Origin of the sequence: Serratia sp. CY27727 (assembly GCF_052169275.1) — a bacterium.
In the GTDB taxonomy this organism is placed as follows: Bacteria; Pseudomonadota; Gammaproteobacteria; order Enterobacterales; family Enterobacteriaceae; genus Serratia; species Serratia sarumanii.
Genome location: NZ_JBJNLB010000007.1, coordinates 112,747 through 129,175, shown reverse-complemented (window position 1 = coordinate 129,175; position 16,429 = coordinate 112,747). Strand labels below are relative to the sequence as shown.

The window sequence follows — 16,429 nt, the reverse complement described above, 5'->3', positions numbered from 1 at the left end:
CCGCTATGTACGCAACGATTGAGCAAGCAAACGCCGCCGTTATCGCCCGTATCCGCGAGGCGCGCCCGCACTGGCAGGATGTGGATCTGGCGCACCGTTTGATCCCGCAGCTGGCCGAAGGACGCAAGCTGCTGCACGCCGGCCCGCCGGTCACCTGGCAAGAGATGAGCGGCCCGGTGCGCGGCGCCTGCATCGGCGCCTGCCTGTTCGAAGGCTGGGCGCAGGATGAGCAGCAGGCGCTGGCGCTGCTGGAGCAGGGGGAGATCGAGTTCATCCCGTGCCACAGCGTGAGCGCGGTGGGGCCGATGGGCGGCATCACCTCGGCCCACATGCCGATGGTGGTGGTCAGGAACACCGTTCACGGCAATTACGCCTACTGCAACATGAACGAAGGCATCGGTAAAGTGATGCGCTTCGGCGCCTACGGCGAGGATGTGCAGCAGCGCCTGCGCTGGATGCGCGACTCGCTGGCCCCGGTGCTGAAAGCGGTGTTGGCGACGCTGGAGGAAGGGATCGATCTGACCGCGCTGATGGCGCAGGCGATCAGCATGGGGGACGAATTCCACCAGCGCAATATCGCGGCCTCGGCGCTGCTGATGCGCAGGCTGGCGCCGGAGATTAGCCTGCTGCCGCGCGATAAGGCGGAGCTGGCGCAGGTGATGCAGTTTCTCAGTATCACCGATCAGTTCTTCCTCAATCTGGCGATGGCCTACTGCAAGGCGGCGATGGACGCCGGGGCGGAGATTGAGCAGGGCACCATCGTCACGGTAATGACCCGCAACGGCAAGAACTTCGGCATCAAGATCAGCGGGATGGGCGATCGTTGGTTCACTGCCCCCGTCAATACGCCGGAAGGGCTGTTCTTCTCCGGCTTCAGCCAGGCGGACGCCAACCCGGACATCGGCGACAGCGCGATCACCGAAACCTTCGGCATTGGCGGCGCGGCGATGGTGGCGGCACCGGGCGTGACGCGCTTCGTCGGAGCTTCCGGCGGCATGAGCGCCGCCACCGACATCTCCGAGGAAATGGCGGAGATCTACCTCGAGCGCAACATGATGCTGCAGATCCCGACCTGGGACTTCCAGGGCGCCTGCCTGGGGCTGGATGCGCGGCGGGTGGTGGAAACCGGCATCACGCCGCTGATCAACACCGGCATCGCCCACCGCGAAGCCGGGGTCGGGCAAATTGGCGCCGGCACGGTGCGCGCGCCGCTCGGCTGCTTCGAGAAAGCGATCGAAGCGCTGGCCGATAAGCTCGGCATCACGGCGTAAGCGAACGGAGGGGCGTATGGACATTATCGCGTTGGCCGGCAGCCGCCATGCGACGCAAGACTACGACGCGCTGCGCTGCGTCGGCAGCTTCAACAACGCGATCAATTTCCTGACGGAACGCGCGCGGCTGCTGACGCTGCACCGCGCCGGCAGCGGCCTGAGCCCGATGGGGTGGCAGCTCAGCGCGCGGGATTTCGATCGCGTGCGGCGTGCGGTGCCGTCTGTACGACGCTGCGCCTTCTCCGCCGCAGGCATCACGTTGGATGGGTTCCTGGTGCGGCCCGCCGCCGCGGCGCGGGATCTGGCGCTGACACCGCGCGCGGCCATTGCCGATCGGCCGCTGACGGCGGTATTGCAGCGCTGCACGGCGCAGTGCGGGTTACACGGCGAGCTGGGCCGATTGGTGAAGCGGCCGTTAACGCCGGAGCCGGCCGCGCTGGCGCGGGATTTTTCCCGTTGGCTGCGGGGCGACACGGTCGACTGGCGCCAGGCGCTGGGCAAGGGGCCGGGGCTGACGCCGAGCAGCGACGACACCTTGCTCGGCCTGCTGCTGAGCGCCTACCTCGACAGCCGCATCCCGGTTACCGGGCTGGCGCCGTTTTTCGCCCAGACGCCACCGCTGGACGCGCTGACCACGCTGGTGAGTGCGCACTACCTGCGTTACGCCGAACAGGGCGTGTTCGCCACGCCGCTGCATGCGCTGGCGCGGGGGCTGCGGGCGCCTGAAGAGGTATCGGCGGCGGTGGCGGCGGTGCTGAGCCTGGGGCACTTTTCGGGAGCGGACACGCTGCTGGGCGTGTGGCTGGGGGTGACGACGATTAACGCACTGTGCGGCGCGCGGTGTGAACACGAGGGCCGGATCGCGGATCCGGCCGGAACGGTATGATTTCAACTACGGGTGCAAACCATGAAAACTTTGGTCATTGCGTTGGGCGGCAACGCCCTGTTGCAGCGCGGAGCCGTGCTCTCTGCGGAAAATCAGTATAAGAGCATCGCCCTCATCGCCGACGCCATCGGCAAGCTGGCGCAGAAATACCGCATTGCCATCGTACACGGCAACGGGCCGCAGGTGGGGCTGCTGGCGTTGCAGAACCTGGCGTACCGCGACGTGCCGCCCTATCCGCTGGATATTCTGGTGGCCGAAAGCCAGGGCATGATCGGCTATATGCTGGCGCAGCAGTTGAGCGCCAGCCATCCGCAGCAGCCGGTGTCCACGCTGCTGACGCGGGTGCTGGTGGATGCGCAGGATACGGATTATCAGGCGCCGAGCAAGTTCATCGGGCCGGTGTATGCGCCGGAACAGCGGCAGGCGCTGGAGGCCAAATACGGCTGGACGCTGAAGACGGACGGCAACTACATCCGCCGGGTGGTGCCTTCGCCGGCGCCGCAAAAGATCCTCGACATCGAGGCGATCACGCTGCTGCTGTCGCAGCGGCACATCGTGATCTGCAACGGCGGCGGCGGCATCCCGATGATCGCCGGCGAGCGTGGGCTGACGGGTAGCGAAGCGGTGATCGACAAAGATCTGGCGGCGGCGCTGTTGGCGGAGCAGGTGGGAGCCGATCATCTGGTGATCCTCACCGACGCCGACGCGGTGTATCAGGAGTGGGGCACGCCGCGCCAGCGCGCCATTCGGCGCGCCACCACGCAGGAGCTGGCGCCGATGGCGGTGGCGGACGGCGCCATGGGGCCGAAGATCATGGCGGTCAGCCGCTTCGTCGATCGCACCGGGCGGACGGCCCATATCGGTGGCCTGCAGGATATCGACGCGGTGCTGGCGGGCCAGGCCGGCACCTCTATTTTGCCTTAGCCGCCGTCGGTTTATCCGCGCCCGCGCTGGCGCGGATAAGTATGCCTAAATGGCATGATTTCAATAAATTTTATTCATTTCATGATGTTGCTCGCCTTGGCTAGAGTAAAAACACCCCGGTATTTACCGTCAAAAATTTGTCATTTTTATTTGCGACTATGCTTTTTGAAATGACATTTCGGCCAAGGATTGTTATGGATTCGCTCAGTGTTGATGAACTCGCCCAGAAGAAGGATCGCTGGTATCGCATTGTGGAGGAGATGTTGGCGGAAGCCGGCGTCGCCATCAACGGCCCGCGCGCCTGGGATATCCGGGTGCACAACCCGGCGCTGTTCAAACGCATTTTGCAGGAAGGCTCGCTCGGTTTCGGCGAAGGCTATATGGACGGCTGGTGGGAGTGCGAACGGCTGGACATGCTGTTCACCCGCATTCTGCAGGCCGGCGTCGATGAGCGGCTGCCGAAAAGCCTGAGCGACATCGCGCGCATCGCCTATGCCCGGCTGTTCAACCGCCAATCGCGCAAGCGCGCCTGGCAGGTGGGCAAAGAGCACTACGACATCGGCAACGACCTGTTCCGGGCGATGCTCGATCCCTACATGCAATACTCCTGCGGTTACTGGAAAGAGGCGCAGACGCTGGAGCAGGCGCAGCAGGCCAAGCTGCGGATGATCTGCGAAAAACTGCAGCTGAAACCGGGCATGACGCTGCTGGATATCGGCTGCGGCTGGGGCGGGCTGGCGCAGTTTGCGGCGCAAAACTACGGCGTCTCGGTGCACGGCGTGACCATTTCGGCCGAGCAGCAGAAGCTGGCGCAGGCACGCTGCGCCGGGCTGGACGTCGAGATCTTGCTGCAGGATTACCGCGATCTGGATCGCCAGTTCGATCGCATCGTGTCGGTCGGCATGTTCGAGCACGTCGGGCCGAAAAACTACGAGACCTATTTCAGCGTCGCGGCGCGCAACCTGAAGCCCGACGGCCTGTTCCTGCTGCACACCATCGGTTCCAATCAGACCGATCTCAACGTCGACGCCTGGATAGACAAATACATCTTCCCCAACGGCTGCCTGCCTTCGGTGCGGCATATCGCCGAGGCCAGCGAAGGGCGTTTCGTGATGGAGGATTGGCACAACTTTGGCGCCGATTACGATCGCACGCTGATGGCCTGGCTGGAGAACTTCAAACGGGCATGGCCAGAGTTGGCCGGCGGCTATTCCGAGCGCTTCGAACGCATGTTCACTTATTACCTGAACGCCTGCGCCGGCGCGTTCCGTTCGCGCAACATTCAGCTGTGGCAGGTGTTGTTCAGCCCGGCGGGCGTGGAAGGCGGGGTGCGGGTCTATCGCTGATATCCCCGTCATATTTCAAGCTGCATCTGTGTTGGCTGCGTTTGCGCGCCCCGGTCGCTTACTTGAGTAAGTTCCCGGGGACTTACAAACTTGCCGCCTTGATGCAACTCGAACTATTTAGGGGATACCCTTCAATATTTACTTTGGGACAACACATATACCCAATGGATTTCCAGTTGCGTCTAGGCGGCAAACGTGAGAAACCCCAGGAGCTTAGATAACTAAGTGACTGGGGTTCGAACGTGCAGCCAACAACGATGCGGCTGGAAAGACGAAGGGTATATCAGTACAGCAGGGAGTACAGCTGGCGGCGATACTTAGCGGCCAGCGCGTCGCCGGTGCCGAGCGCGGCCAGAATGTCCATCAGGGTCTTGCGCGCGTTGCCGTTGGCGGCGGCCAGATCTTTCTTCAGATGCCCCATCAGCAGTTCCAGCGCTTCTTCGTTACGCCCGACCTGATGCAGCTGCAGCGCCAGCTGCACCGCCAGCTCGACGTTGCCCGGCTGCTGCTGCACCTGCTGTTGCAGCTGTTGGATTTCCGGCGTGTCCGCCGCCTGCTTCAACAGTTCAATCTGCGCCACCAGGCCCTGATAGCGGGTATCGCGATCCTGCAGCGGGATGGTTGCCAGCACCGCTTCGGCGTCTTCGCTGCGGCTGAGCGCGATCTGAGTTTCGGCCAGGGTCAGGCCGATATCGCTGCGCTGTTGGCTGCTCTGCCAGGCGTCTTTCAGCAGCGGCAGCGCTTCGGCAGCGTTGCCGGCGGCCAGCAGTTCCTGCGCCTGCGCCAGTTTCAGATCTTCTTCCTTCGGCAGGAAACGCTGCAGCAAGTCGCGGATCGCTTCTTCCGGCTGCGGGCCCTGGAAGCCGTCGACCGGCTGACCGTCTTTGAACAGGTAGACGGTCGGAATGGAACGCAGCCCGAATTGGGAGGCGATCATCTGTTCGGCGTCGCAGTCCACCTTGGCCAGAATGAACTGGCCGGCGTATTCCGCCGCCAGTTTGTCGAGCACCGGCGTGAGCTGCAGGCAGTGTTGGCTGCGCTCGGACCAGAAGTAGAACAGCACCGGAATGGACATCGACTGTTCCAGCGTCTGGTGCAGGTTAGTTTCGTTAATATCAACAACAGCTTGAGCTAGCATCTTTTTTCTCTCTGATCGTGCGGAGCCATGGGGTGTAGATGGGGGCGCGCCGCCATTCTTCAACCCCGGCGGGCGAATTAAGCGTTGCTGCGCAGCAGCCAATCCAGACAGCGGCCCGGCAGAATGCGGCGCAGCACGCTCATGGCGTGCGCCAGCAGGGTCACCGGGTAGCGCAGTTTGGCGCGCGGGCTTTCCAGCGCGTGGCGCAGCTTGGGCAGAATGGCCTCCGGCGGCAGCGTCAGGCGCTTGGCGATGCCGGGGTTATGCACCGGTTTGTCGCTCTGCGTCTGATTGACGTTCTGGCTAAAGTGGGTGGAAATCGGCCCCGGTTCGATCAGGCTGACCTGAATGCCGCTGCCGTGCAGCTCCATGCGCAGCGCGTCTGACCAGGCTTCCAGCGCGAATTTGCTGGCGGCGTAGGCGCCGCGCCCGGCGCTGGAGACCAGGCCCATCACCGAGCTGGTCTGGATAATGCGCCCTTCGCCGTGCGGCAACATCGCCGGCAGCAGCAGCTGGGTCAACTGGTGGGTGCCGAACAGGTTGGTGGCGAACTGCCGCTCCAGCTGGCTGCGCGAGATGCCGCTGAGCGGGCCGTAAACGCCGAAGCCGCCGTTGTTGAACAGGCCGTACAGACGGCCGCCGGTCAGCGCGATCACCTCGGCGGCGGCGCGCCCGACGCTGGCGCTGTCGTCCAGATCCAGCTCGATGCCTTCCAGCCCGAGCTGGCGCATGTTTTCCACGTCCTGCGGCTTGCGGCAGGCGGCCAGCACCCGGTAGCCGCGGTTGCGCAGATCCTGCGCCGCAATCAATCCAATTCCGCTGGAGCAGCCGGTTATCAATACTGCTTTTTGCATAACTTTACCTAGTGTACGACCCTAATTTAGTTAGACTCATGTTTTACTAGCGGTTCCAGGCGCTCCGCCATCCAGGTGGCGATAAACGGCTGGGCGTCCCCATTGGGGTGCAATCCGTCATCCTGCATCCATTCCGGCTTCACCACCACCTGTTCCATATAGAACGGCAGCAGCGGAATGTTGAACTGCCTGGCCAGCGCCGGGTAGACGGCGCTGAACGCTTCGGTATAGCGGCGGCCGTAGTTCGGCGGGATGCGGATCTGCATCAGCAGCGGCTGTGCGCCGGCCTGCTGCACCCGCGTGATGATCTGGCCGAGATCGCGCTGCATGTCCGGTGCCGGGAAACCGCGCAGGCCGTCGTTGGCGCCCAGCTCGATCAGCACCCAGCGTGGCTGATGCTGTTTCAGCAGCGCGGGCAGACGCGCCAGCCCCTGTGCGGCGGTGTCGCCGCTGATGCTGGCGTTGACCAGCTGCGGCGCGCCCGGTTTTTTCTGCCACTGTTCGGCCAACAGCGTCGGCCAGGCCCGCTCGATCGGCAGGCGGTAGCCGGCGCTTAAACTGTCGCCCAAAATCAACAAGGTATCGGCAGCGACAGCGCGTAAACTGAATAATCCCAACAGCAAAAGGAAGGGAAGATGCCAGCGGAAAACGTTCTTGAAGTTCATCATCTTAGTAAACACGTTGGTCAGGGTGAGCATCAGCTCACCATCCTTACCGGAGTCGAGCTGCTTGTCAAACCCGCGCAGACGATCGCCCTGATCGGCGAATCCGGATCGGGGAAATCGACCCTGCTGGGCATTTTGGCCGGGCTGGATGACGGCAGCGAGGGCGAGGTGCGCCTGCTCGGCGAGTCGCTGACCGCGCTGGACGAAGAAGGCCGCGCCGCGCTGCGCGCCAGGAACGTCGGCTTCGTGTTTCAGTCGTTCATGCTGGTGCCGACGCTGAACGCGCTGGAAAACGTGCAGCTGCCGGCGCTGCTGCGCGGCGAGAGCGACAGGCAGAGCCGCGAGCAGGCGGTGCAGCTGCTGGAACAGCTGGGATTGGGCAAACGGCTCGATCACCTGCCGGCGCAGCTGTCCGGCGGCGAGCAGCAGCGCGTGGCGCTGGCGCGCGCCTTCAGCGGCCGGCCGCGGGTGCTGTTCGCCGATGAACCGACCGGCAACCTCGATCGCCAGACCGGCGATCGCATCGCCGACCTGTTGTTCTCTCTCAACCGCGATTTTGACACCACCCTGATCCTGGTGACCCATGACGAAACCCTGGCGGCGCGCTGCCAGCGGCGGCTGCGGCTGCGCGAAGGCAAGCTGTGGGAGGAAGCATGATCTGGCGCTGGTTCTGGCGCGAATGGCGCTCGCCGTCGCTGCTGATCGTTTGGCTGGCGTTGACGCTCTCCGTGGCCTGCGTGCTGGCGCTGGGCAGCATCAGCGATCGCATGGACAAAGGGCTCAGCCAGCAGAGCCGCGATTTTATCGCCGGCGATCGGGTGCTGCGCAGTGCGCATCCGGTGCCGGAAGGCTGGCTGCTGGACGCGCAGCAGCAGGGGCTGACGCTGAGCCGCCAGCTGTCGTTCACCACCATGACCTATGCCGGCGACCGGCCGCAGCTGGCGGACGTGAAAGCCACCGATCTGGCCTATCCGCTGTATGGCAAGCTGGAAACGCGCCCGGCCAACATCAAGCCCGAACCGGGCAGCGTGCTGGTGGCGCCGCGTCTGCTGGCGCTGCTGAACGTGAAAGTGGGGGATTCGCTCGAGGTGGGCGACACCACGCTGCGCATCGCCGGTGAAATCATTCAGGAGCCGGACGCCGGCTTCAACCCGTTCCAGACCGCGCCGCGCATCATGATCAACCTGGCGGACGTCGATAAGACCGGCGCGGTGCAGCCGGGCAGTCGCCTGACCTACCGCTACATGTTCGCCGGCGCCGAGCCGGATATTCAGCGTTACGAGGAGCGGCTGACGCCGCAGTTGACGCCGGATCAGCGCTGGTTCGGGCTGCAGGAGTCCGGCAGCGCGCTCGGCAAGTCGCTGCAGCGATCCCAACAGTTCCTGCTGCTGTCGGCCCTGCTGACGCTGCTGTTGTCGATCGCCGCCGTGGCGGTGGCGATGAGCCACTATTGTCGCAGCCGCTACGATCTGATCGCGGTGCTGAAAACCCTCGGCGCCGGGCGCGGCGCGCTGCGTAAACTGATCGTCGGCCAGTGGCTGGCGGTGATGGCGTTGGCGGCGGTGTGCGGCGGGGCGATCGGGCTGGCGTTCGAAGCGCTGTTGATTCGCCTGCTGAAGCCGGTGTTGCCGGCCGCGTTGCCCGCCGCCGGCGCCTGGCCGTGGCTGTGGGCGCTCGGCGCGCTGGTGCTGATTTCGCTGCTGGTCGGGCTGCGGCCGTACCGTCAGCTGCTGGCCACCCAACCGCTGCGGGTGCTGCGCCGCGATGTGGTGGCCAACGTCTGGCCGCTGCGCTACTTCCTGCCGGTGACGGCGGCGATCGTGGTGGCGCTGCTGGTGACGCTGATGGGAGCCAGCACGCTGCTGTGGGCGATCCTGGCGGGCATGGCGGTGCTGGCGCTGCTGCTGGGCGGCATCGGCTGGGGCAGCCTGCAGCTGCTGCGCCGCATCACGCTCAAGAGCCTGGCGCTGCGGCTGGCGGTCAACCGCCTGCTGCATCAGCCGTGGGTGACCATCAGCCAGCTGGCGGCGTTCTCGCTGTCGTTTATGCTGCTGGCGCTGTTGCTGGTGCTGCGCGGCGATTTGCTCGACCGCTGGCAGCAACAGTTGCCGCCGGATAGCCCGAACTATTTCCTGCTCAACATGACCGAGGCGCAGGTGCCGCAGGTGAAAACCTTCCTGCAGCAGCACCAGATCAAGCCGGAAACCTATTATCCGATCGTCCGGGTGCGCCTGACCGAGATTAACCAGCAGCTGGCGACCGAGCGGGTGCATGAAGACGATCCGGGCGGCGAGGCGGTGAACCGCGAGCTGAACCTGACCTGGTTGGCCGATCTGCCGGATCACAATCCGCTGGTGGCGGGCAATTGGCCGCCGAAAGCCGGCGAGGTTTCGATGGATGAAGGCATTGCCGGGCGGCTGAAGATCAAGTTGGGCGACACGCTGACCTTCAGCGGCGATACCCAGGCGTTCAGCGCCAAAGTCACCAGCCTGCGCCAGGTGGATTGGGAAAGCCTGAAGCCGAACTTTTACTTTATCTTCCCGCCGGGCGCGCTGGACGGCCAGCCGCAGACCTGGCTTACCAGCTTCCGCTACGACGGCGACGGTCAGATGCTAACCCAGCTCAACCGCCAGTTCCCGACGCTCAGCCTGATGGACATCGGCGCGATCCTGAAACAGGTCGGCGGCGTGCTGCAGCAGGTCAGCCGCGCGCTGGAGGTGATGGTGGTGCTGGTGGTGCTGTGCGGCGGCCTGCTGCTGCTGGCACAGGTGCAGGTCGGCATGCGTCAGCGCCGCCAGGAGCTGGTGGTGTATCGCACGCTGGGCGCCGGCAAACGGCTGCTGCGCCGCACGCTGTGGTGCGAGTTCGCCCTGCTGGGGCTGGTGGCGGGCATCGCGGCGGCGGTGGGCGCCGAGGCGGCGCTGTGGCTGCTGCAGAGCCGGGTGTTCGACTTCCCATGGACGCCGACGCCGGTGCTGTGGTGGGCGTTGCCGCTGGCCAGCGCGCTGCTGCTGTCGCTGTGCGGCGGCTGGCTGGGCGTGCGCCTGCTGCGCGGCCGGGCGTTGTTCCGCAGTTATGATGGCTGAGGTAAAGCAAGATTAGGGGCAGCTCTCGGGCTGCCGTAATCTTGCCAAAACCCAGACTGTTCAATTGCAAAGGGCGTGGCGCTGCCTTGGTTGTTAGCGCTTACGATGGCCGATTGAACTTTAAAGTAAGTTGTATAAAGCAACTATATGGTTGTATATTGCAACTATTTGGGCGTTCATCGGCTCTCTGCGAGATACATAAACATGAATGAAGACTCTCTGATAGAAACGATACGTACGGCTTCCCGAACCATAGTGCGGGAATTAGGATTCATGCGTACGACGTTGGCAGGCACTGAATTTTCCCCATCCGCTGTACATGCGCTTCTTGAAATCGAGCGGCAGGAAATGATGACCGCCGCTCAGCTGGTACTGGTACTCGGTCTGGATAAATCCAGCGTCAGTCGGATGGTCGGTAAACTGATGCGGGCAGGATTGCTGATTGAAACCGCCGGAGAAGATGACACCCGTTTGAAACCACTCTGTCTTTCAGCAACCGGCAGACAGACGGTGGCCAGGATCCACGCCTATGGGCGGCAACAGGTTACGACGGCGCTGGCGCATCTGCACCCATTGCAGCAACAAACCGTTGCTCAGGGACTGAGCGCCTATGCCGGTGCCCTGCAAACGCACCGTCTTGCCACCGGACAAACTTTGCAGACGCCTTTCACCATTCGTTCCGGTTATCAGACAGGTATGATTGGTCGAATCACTGAAATGCATGCCGAGTTTTACTCCCGCCACGCCGGTTTCGGGGCGTTCTTCGAGAGTCAGGTGGCTGCAGGCCTCGCGGAATTCACCGGCCGTCTGGACCCGCCAGGTAATCAGATTTGGCTGGCCATGCTCAATGACCGTATCGTGGGATCGGTGGCCATTGATGGGCAGGCTTTGGGGCAGAACGCTGCCCATCTGCGTTGGTTCATACTGGATGAAGGATGCCGTGGAAGCGGCGTAGGGCGCCAACTGCTCAGTAACGCGATGGCTTTCTGCGATCGCTTGGGTTTTTCGGCCGTTCATCTCTGGACGTTCAAGGGACTGGATGCCGCACGTCGGCTGTATGAATCTTTTGGCTTTGAGCTGATGCAGGAAGAAATCGGCAATCAATGGGGAACGATCGTCACTGAACAGAAATTTACCCGTTCTTGTCGCCCGGGGAATTAGTGTTCTGAAAACAAAGCGCGGCTGTAAAACACAAAGAAAGGATAGCGGACATGAAAGGCCGGGTGCCGGTATCGCGAAATGGGCACATCAATCTCAGGAAGATGAAAAGGGGCGCCTGAATGAACAGGGCCCCTTTTGCTTTCTGCTGCTGCGGCAGCAGCCTTAGAGCAGCTTCTGCTGCGCCCAGGCCAGCCCGCTTTGGTACTCGCCCGGCAGCAGCGGCGCCAGCGCCTGCAGCGCCTGGCGCAGATCGGCGGCGCTCGGGTCGTTCAGATTGAGATGGCCGACCTTGCGGCCCGGGCGCACCTCTTTCTCATACCAGTGCAGATGCACCAGCGGCAGCGACAGCCACTGTTCGTTGACGGCGGTGCCGATCAGGTTGACCATCACCGACGGCGTGCTCACCACCGGCTGCGGCAACGGCAGGCCGAGAATGGCGCGCAGGTGCAGCTCGAACTGGCTGATGGACGCGCCGTTTTGCGTCCAGTGGCCGCTGTTGTGCACGCGCGGCGCCAGTTCGTTGATCAGCAGCCGATCGCCGACGATAAAGCACTCCATCGCCATCACGCCGACGTAGTTCAGCTCGTTCAGGATCGCCGCCAGCATCTGCTCGGCCTGTTGCTGCAGCGCCGGGTTGGGCTGCGGCAGCGCCACGCTGGTGCGCAGGATGCCGTCTTCATGCAGGTTGTGGGTCAGCGGGTAGAATACCGAACGGCCGTCGTGGCCGCGCGCGCCCACCAGCGACACTTCGCCGGAGAAATTGATGCCTTGCTCGACGATGCACTCGCCATAGGCATCGGCCGGCAGTTCGGCTTCCTGCCCCGGGCGCAAGCGCCACTGGCCGCGGCCGTCATAACCGCCGACCCGGCGTTTGACGATCGCCAGCTCGCCCAGCGAAGCGAATACTTGCGGCCATTCGGCGGCGCTCGCCAGCAGCTGCCACGGCGCGGTCGCCAGGCCGAGCTGATCGAGCAGCTGTTTTTGCGTCAGGCGATCCGCCAGGCGCGGGAAAATGTCGCGGTTGACGAAGGCGCTGTGGGTCGCCAGCTCGCGCGTCAGCGCGGTTTCCGGCCAGCGTTCGATCTCGGCGGTAATGACGCTATTCTGATACGGCACCGCTTCGGGCTCGGCATCGATGCCGACAGGGTAAACGGCGATGCCCAGCGGTTCGCCGGCCTGGCGCAGCATGCGCCCCAGCTGGCCGTTGCCCAGTACGCAAACCGGCTTCATGCATCCTCCCGTGGATCGGGGTGGTTCAAGACGTCTTCGGTCTGCGCCTGACGCCAGTCCGCCAAACGCTGCGCCAGCGCGGCGTCGTGCAGCGCCAGGATCTGCATCGCCAACAGCCCGGCGTTGGCGGCGCCGGCTTTGCCGATCGCCAGCGTGCCCACCGGAATGCCGCGCGGCATCTGCACGATGGAGTACAGGCTGTCTACGCCGCTCAGCGCGGCGCTTTGCACCGGCACACCCAGCACCGGCACCAGGGTTTTCGCCGCCAGCATGCCCGGCAGGTGCGCCGCACCGCCGGCGCCGGCGATGATCACGTCAAAACCGTTGGCGGTAGCCTGCTCGGCGAAGCTGAACAGCTTGTCCGGCGTGCGGTGGGCGGAAACGACTTCGACATGGAAGGGGACATCGAGCTGGGTCAGGACTTCGGCGGCGAACTGCATGGTGGCCCAGTCACTTTTCGATCCCATTACAATTGCGATTTTCGCCCCGGTAGTGGCGGCTGAAGCGGCGTTGGCTCCCATGGGTGTAAGGCTCCTGTGATTTGTCTGGCGTCGGCTGAGGGCCGAATGAGGGCGTAGAGCATACCATGAGCGCACGGCGAGGAAAACGGTTGCGTCGCCGGTTTTCACCGTCGAAAGCGCGAATTTTCACTCGCGCGCCAGTCCGGAATTCAGAATGGGAATTGGATCAGCTCGACGGCGTCGGCGCTGACTTTGATCATCGATCCTTCGACGTGCCAGGCCCCCAGCACCGCGCGATGGGCTTCGCCGTTGCTCAACGCCAGCCGGTGCACCGCCGGGCGATGGGTATGGCCGTGGATCATCCAGTGCACGTCGTGGCGCAGCATGGTTTGCTCGACCGCCTGCGGGTTGACGTCCATGATGGCTTCCGACTTGTCCTGGTTGGATTGCTGGCTGCGGGCGCGCATTTTGGCGGCGATCTTCAATCGCCAGCGCAGCGGCAGCGCCAGGAACAATTTTTGAATCAGCGGGTTGTGCACTTTACGGCGGAATTGCTGATAGGCGTGATCGTCGGTGCACAGGGTGTCGCCGTGCAGGATCAGGATCCTGCGGCCGTACAGCTCCAGCACTTTCTCTTCCGGCAGCAGCTGCATGCCGCTGGCGCGGGCGAAGCGCTTGCCGAGCAGAAAATCGCGGTTGCCGTGGATGAAGTAGCAGGGCACGCCGGCCTGTTGCAGCGCTTTCAGCGCCGCGGCGATCTCCGCGTGCAGCGGCTCGGGATCGTCGTCGCCGATCCAGGCTTCAAACAGGTCGCCAAGGATGTACAGCGCGTCGGCGTGCACCGCTTCGCGCCGTAAAAAACGCAGAAAACCGGCAGTGATTGCCGGTTCCTGTGCGCACAAGTGCAGATCTGCGATGAACAGCGTACTCATGCAGCCGCGATTACTCGCTGACGGTCACGCTGTTGATCACCACGTCTTCTACCGGTACGTCCTGGTGCATACCGCTGCGGCCGGTTTTCACGCCTTTGATCTTGTTGACCACGTCCATGCCTTCAACCACTTCAGCAAACACGCAGTAGCCCCAGCCCTGCACGTTTTCGCCGCGGAAGTTCAGGAAGTCGTTGTCAGCCACGTTGATGAAAAATTGTGCGGTGGCGGAGTGCGGATCGTTGGTGCGCGCCATTGCCAGGGTGCCGATGGTGTTTTTCAGACCGTTGTTGGCTTCGTTTTTGATGGTCGCGTTGGTCGCTTTCTGGTTCATGCCCGGCTCGAAACCGCCGCCCTGGATCATGAAGCCGTTGATCACACGGTGGAAGATGGTGTTGTCGTAGAAACCGGCGCGGCAGTAGTTCAGGAAGTTTTCAACGGTAACCGGCGCTTTGTCAGCAAAGGTCTTGATAACGATATCGCCGTGATTGGTGTGGAAAGTAACCATAGTTTTAATCCTAACAAGGTGAAGTGAGACGTCACGTAAAGCGAGTGAACATTCAGACCGCCCTTATAACATATCCGCCCCAGCGAGTCAGCAGCGGCTCAACCGCGCACTGTCTGTGGTAATCGCATTTGTGTTATATTATAACAATTGCGCCAGCCGCCGAATTTCGCGCATTTTATTCGCGTGAAATCAGCAAAGCATGGCCTTAACCTTGCAATAGATCAGGCTTCAGGTTTCAATACGCTACCGGGCGGAAACCTGAAGCCCGGTTATCTTTTTTGTTATCACGCACACCACGGAATCTCCCGATGCTAAAGATTTTTAATACCCTGAGTCGTCAAAAAGAGGAATTCAAACCCATTCATGCCGGGAAAGTGGGCATGTACGTGTGCGGGGTAACCATCTATGACCTGTGTCACATCGGGCACGGTCGTACCTTTGTCGCTTTCGACGTGGTGGCGCGTTACCTGCGCTATCTCGGCTATTCGCTGAACTACGTGCGCAACGTCACCGACGTGGACGACAAAATCATCCGCCGCGCGGCGGAAAATCATGAGACCTGCGACCAGCTGACCGAACGCATGCTGGCGGAAATGCACGCCGACTTCGACGCGCTGCTGATCGATCGCCCGGATCAAGAGCCGCGCGCGACCCAGCACATCGCCGAGATCATCGAGATCACCCAGCGCCTGATCGATCGCGATCACGCCTACGTGGCCAGCAACGGCGACGTGATGTTCTCCATCGACAGCGATCCGCAATACGGCCTGCTGTCGCGTCAGGATCTGGATCAGCTGCAGGCCGGCGCGCGCGTGGAGATCGACGACGTGAAGCGCAACCCGATGGACTTCGTGCTGTGGAAGATGTCCAAGCCGGGCGAGCCGAGCTGGCAGTCGCCGTGGGGGCCGGGCCGTCCGGGCTGGCACATCGAATGCTCTGCCATGAACTGCAAACAGCTGGGCACCCACTTCGACATTCACGGCGGCGGTTCCGATCTGATGTTCCCGCACCACGAGAACGAGATCGCACAGTCGAGCTGCGCCCACGACGGCCCGTACGTCAATTACTGGATGCACTCCGGCATGGTGATGATCGACAAAGAGAAGATGTCCAAATCGCTGGATAACTTCTTCACCATCCGCGACGTGCTCGGCCATTACGATGCGGAGACGGTGCGTTACTTCCTGATGTCCGGCCACTATCGCAGCCAGCTGAACTACAGCGAAGAGAACCTCAAACAGGCGCGTACCGCGCTGGAGCGCCTCTATACCGCGCTGCGCGGCACCGACGCCGACGCCGCGCCGGCCGGCGGCGAAGCGTTCGAAGCCCGCTTCCGCGAAGCGATGGACGACGACTTCAACACCCCGGAAGCCTACTCGGCGCTGTTCGATCTGGCGCGCGAGGTTAACCGCCTCAAGGGTGAAGACATGGCGGCGGCCAACGGCATGGCGGCGGAACTGCGCAAGCTGGCGAAGGTGCTCGGCCTGCTGCAGCAGGAGCCGGAGCAGTTCCTGCAAGGGGGCGCTCAGGTTGACGACGGCGAAGTGGCGGAGATCGAAGCGCTGATCAAACAGCGTAACGAAGCGCGCGCCGCGAAGGATTGGGCGCTGGCGGATGCCGCCCGCGATCGGTTGAACGAGATGAACATCGTGCTGGAAGACGGCCCGCAGGGCACCACCTGGCGCCGTAAGTAATCCAGCCGCAGGAAAAAACAAAAAAGGCGCTGAATTCAGCGCCTTTTTCTATGGCTGCGGGTCAGGGTTTAACCATGACCTTGCCGCCGTTGAACTCCACCACCTGATCGGCGACGATCTTGCAGCGCTTGCGGGTTTCGACCTTGCCGTCGACTTTCACCCGCCCTTCAGCGATGACTTCTTTGGCGGCGCCGCCGCTTTCACTCCAGCCCTGGAACTTCAGCAGATCGCACAGTTCGACGTGGGGATGATTGTCCAGATTGAAAATTTCCATAC

At 62.9% G+C, this 16,429-nt stretch carries 16 protein-coding genes; 8 read left to right on the top strand and 8 right to left on the bottom strand.

Annotated elements, in window-relative coordinates:
• Positions 1 to 5: 5 nt before the first annotated feature.
• From ACJ8HB_RS17555 to cfa, 4 genes are all read left to right on the top strand, one after another.
• Positions 6 to 1,271: a DUF1116 domain-containing protein gene (locus tag ACJ8HB_RS17555; RefSeq protein ID WP_015376903.1), complete on the top strand. Its 1,266-nt coding sequence runs from the start codon at positions 6 to 8 to the stop codon at positions 1,269 to 1,271.
• A 16-nt stretch (positions 1,272 to 1,287) separates the two neighbouring features.
• A complete protein-coding gene (locus ACJ8HB_RS17550) occupies positions 1,288 to 2,157 on the top strand; it encodes a DUF2877 domain-containing protein (protein WP_047568942.1) in 870 nt (289 codons plus the stop codon).
• Positions 2,158 to 2,178: 21 nt separating this feature from the next.
• Complete coding sequence (locus ACJ8HB_RS17545; RefSeq protein WP_047568940.1) at positions 2,179 to 3,081, top strand: carbamate kinase; 903 nt, start codon at positions 2,179 to 2,181, stop codon at positions 3,079 to 3,081.
• A gap of 194 nt (positions 3,082 to 3,275) precedes the next feature.
• Positions 3,276 to 4,427 carry a cyclopropane fatty acyl phospholipid synthase gene (gene cfa, locus ACJ8HB_RS17540; protein WP_033637384.1) on the top strand — a complete coding sequence of 384 codons (1,152 nt, stop codon included), beginning with the start codon at positions 3,276 to 3,278 and terminating at the stop codon, positions 4,425 to 4,427.
• A gap of 283 nt (positions 4,428 to 4,710) precedes the next feature.
• Here cfa and ACJ8HB_RS17535 read toward each other — a convergent pair whose 3' ends face one another.
• From ACJ8HB_RS17535 to tesA, 3 genes are all read right to left on the bottom strand, one after another.
• Positions 4,711 to 5,565 carry a co-chaperone YbbN gene (locus ACJ8HB_RS17535; RefSeq protein WP_033647233.1) on the bottom strand — a complete coding sequence of 285 codons (855 nt, stop codon included), beginning with the start codon at positions 5,563 to 5,565 and terminating at the stop codon, positions 4,711 to 4,713.
• 77 nt (positions 5,566 to 5,642) lie between these two features.
• Positions 5,643 to 6,419 (bottom strand): SDR family oxidoreductase, encoded by a 777-nt coding sequence (locus ACJ8HB_RS17530; RefSeq protein WP_033653222.1) that lies wholly within the window; start codon positions 6,417 to 6,419, stop codon positions 5,643 to 5,645.
• A gap of 26 nt (positions 6,420 to 6,445) precedes the next feature.
• A complete protein-coding gene (gene tesA / locus ACJ8HB_RS17525) occupies positions 6,446 to 7,084 on the bottom strand; it encodes a multifunctional acyl-CoA thioesterase I/protease I/lysophospholipase L1 (protein ID WP_160866764.1) in 639 nt (212 codons plus the stop codon).
• Between tesA and ybbA the strand changes: the two genes are divergently transcribed.
• The 3 genes from ybbA to ACJ8HB_RS17510 all read left to right on the top strand — a co-directional run bounded on the left by ybbA (position 7,055) and on the right by ACJ8HB_RS17510 (position 11,331).
• Entirely contained in the window at positions 7,055 to 7,741 is a 687-nt protein-coding gene (gene ybbA / locus ACJ8HB_RS17520) for a putative ABC transporter ATP-binding protein YbbA (RefSeq protein ID WP_004940192.1), read from the top strand. The two genes, tesA and ybbA, sit on opposite strands and share 30 nt — an antisense overlap.
• On the top strand, positions 7,738 to 10,170 hold the full coding sequence (gene ybbP, locus ACJ8HB_RS17515; protein WP_047568937.1) for a putative ABC transporter permease subunit YbbP: 2,433 nt from the start codon (positions 7,738 to 7,740) through the stop codon (positions 10,168 to 10,170). Before ybbA ends, ybbP begins: the two co-directional genes overlap by 4 nt.
• Before the next feature lie 204 nt (positions 10,171 to 10,374).
• Complete coding sequence (locus tag ACJ8HB_RS17510; protein ID WP_033653358.1) at positions 10,375 to 11,331, top strand: bifunctional helix-turn-helix transcriptional regulator/GNAT family N-acetyltransferase; 957 nt, start codon at positions 10,375 to 10,377, stop codon at positions 11,329 to 11,331.
• Between the two features lie 162 nt (positions 11,332 to 11,493).
• On the opposite strand, the gene purK is transcribed toward ACJ8HB_RS17510, so the two are convergent.
• From purK to ppiB, 4 genes are all read right to left on the bottom strand, one after another.
• Entirely contained in the window at positions 11,494 to 12,561 is a 1,068-nt protein-coding gene (purK, locus tag ACJ8HB_RS17505) for a 5-(carboxyamino)imidazole ribonucleotide synthase (protein ID WP_047568935.1), read from the bottom strand.
• Entirely contained in the window at positions 12,558 to 13,082 is a 525-nt protein-coding gene (gene purE, locus ACJ8HB_RS17500; protein ID WP_033653219.1) for a 5-(carboxyamino)imidazole ribonucleotide mutase, read from the bottom strand. Before purE ends, purK begins: the two co-directional genes overlap by 4 nt.
• A 149-nt stretch (positions 13,083 to 13,231) precedes the next feature.
• Positions 13,232 to 13,954 carry a UDP-2,3-diacylglucosamine diphosphatase gene (locus ACJ8HB_RS17495; protein WP_047568932.1) on the bottom strand — a complete coding sequence of 241 codons (723 nt, stop codon included), beginning with the start codon at positions 13,952 to 13,954 and terminating at the stop codon, positions 13,232 to 13,234.
• Between the two features lie 10 nt (positions 13,955 to 13,964).
• Positions 13,965 to 14,459, bottom strand: coding sequence for a peptidylprolyl isomerase B (ppiB, locus tag ACJ8HB_RS17490; RefSeq protein ID WP_004940183.1), 495 nt, complete (start codon positions 14,457 to 14,459; stop codon positions 13,965 to 13,967).
• A 308-nt stretch (positions 14,460 to 14,767) separates the two neighbouring features.
• Here ppiB and cysS point away from each other — a divergent pair, with 308 nt between their 5' ends.
• Positions 14,768 to 16,153, top strand: a complete 1,386-nt coding sequence (gene cysS / locus ACJ8HB_RS17485) for a cysteine--tRNA ligase (protein ID WP_033637393.1) — start codon at positions 14,768 to 14,770, stop codon at positions 16,151 to 16,153.
• A 61-nt stretch (positions 16,154 to 16,214) separates the two neighbouring features.
• Here cysS and ybcJ read toward each other — a convergent pair whose 3' ends face one another.
• On the bottom strand, positions 16,215 to 16,427 hold the full coding sequence (ybcJ, locus tag ACJ8HB_RS17480) for a ribosome-associated protein YbcJ (RefSeq protein ID WP_041033732.1): 213 nt from the start codon (positions 16,425 to 16,427) through the stop codon (positions 16,215 to 16,217).
• Positions 16,428 to 16,429 lie beyond the last annotated feature (2 nt).

What these genes read in the sequence shown, in the direction of transcription:
- tesA (WP_160866764.1), bottom strand. Translation starts at nt 7,084, where the DNA reads ATGAACTTCAAGAACGTTTTCCGCTGGCATCTTCCCTTCCTTTTGCTG.
- ybbP (WP_047568937.1), top strand. Translation starts at nt 7,738, where the DNA reads ATGATCTGGCGCTGGTTCTGGCGCGAATGGCGCTCGCCGTCGCTGCTG.
- ybcJ (WP_041033732.1), bottom strand. Translation starts at nt 16,427, where the DNA reads ATGGAAATTTTCAATCTGGACAATCATCCCCACGTCGAACTGTGCGAT.
- ACJ8HB_RS17495 (WP_047568932.1), bottom strand. Translation starts at nt 13,954, where the DNA reads ATGAGTACGCTGTTCATCGCAGATCTGCACTTGTGCGCACAGGAACCG.
- ybbA (WP_004940192.1), top strand. Translation starts at nt 7,055, where the DNA reads ATGCCAGCGGAAAACGTTCTTGAAGTTCATCATCTTAGTAAACACGTT.
- ppiB (WP_004940183.1), bottom strand. Translation starts at nt 14,459, where the DNA reads ATGGTTACTTTCCACACCAATCACGGCGATATCGTTATCAAGACCTTT.
- purK (WP_047568935.1), bottom strand. Translation starts at nt 12,561, where the DNA reads ATGAAGCCGGTTTGCGTACTGGGCAACGGCCAGCTGGGGCGCATGCTG.
- purE (WP_033653219.1), bottom strand. Translation starts at nt 13,082, where the DNA reads ATGGGAGCCAACGCCGCTTCAGCCGCCACTACCGGGGCGAAAATCGCA.
- ACJ8HB_RS17510 (WP_033653358.1), top strand. Translation starts at nt 10,375, where the DNA reads ATGAATGAAGACTCTCTGATAGAAACGATACGTACGGCTTCCCGAACC.
- ACJ8HB_RS17555 (WP_015376903.1), top strand. Translation starts at nt 6, where the DNA reads ATGTACGCAACGATTGAGCAAGCAAACGCCGCCGTTATCGCCCGTATC.
- ACJ8HB_RS17545 (WP_047568940.1), top strand. Translation starts at nt 2,179, where the DNA reads ATGAAAACTTTGGTCATTGCGTTGGGCGGCAACGCCCTGTTGCAGCGC.
- ACJ8HB_RS17535 (WP_033647233.1), bottom strand. Translation starts at nt 5,565, where the DNA reads ATGCTAGCTCAAGCTGTTGTTGATATTAACGAAACTAACCTGCACCAG.
- ACJ8HB_RS17550 (WP_047568942.1), top strand. Translation starts at nt 1,288, where the DNA reads ATGGACATTATCGCGTTGGCCGGCAGCCGCCATGCGACGCAAGACTAC.
- ACJ8HB_RS17530 (WP_033653222.1), bottom strand. Translation starts at nt 6,419, where the DNA reads ATGCAAAAAGCAGTATTGATAACCGGCTGCTCCAGCGGAATTGGATTG.
- cfa (WP_033637384.1), top strand. Translation starts at nt 3,276, where the DNA reads ATGGATTCGCTCAGTGTTGATGAACTCGCCCAGAAGAAGGATCGCTGG.
- cysS (WP_033637393.1), top strand. Translation starts at nt 14,768, where the DNA reads ATGCTAAAGATTTTTAATACCCTGAGTCGTCAAAAAGAGGAATTCAAA.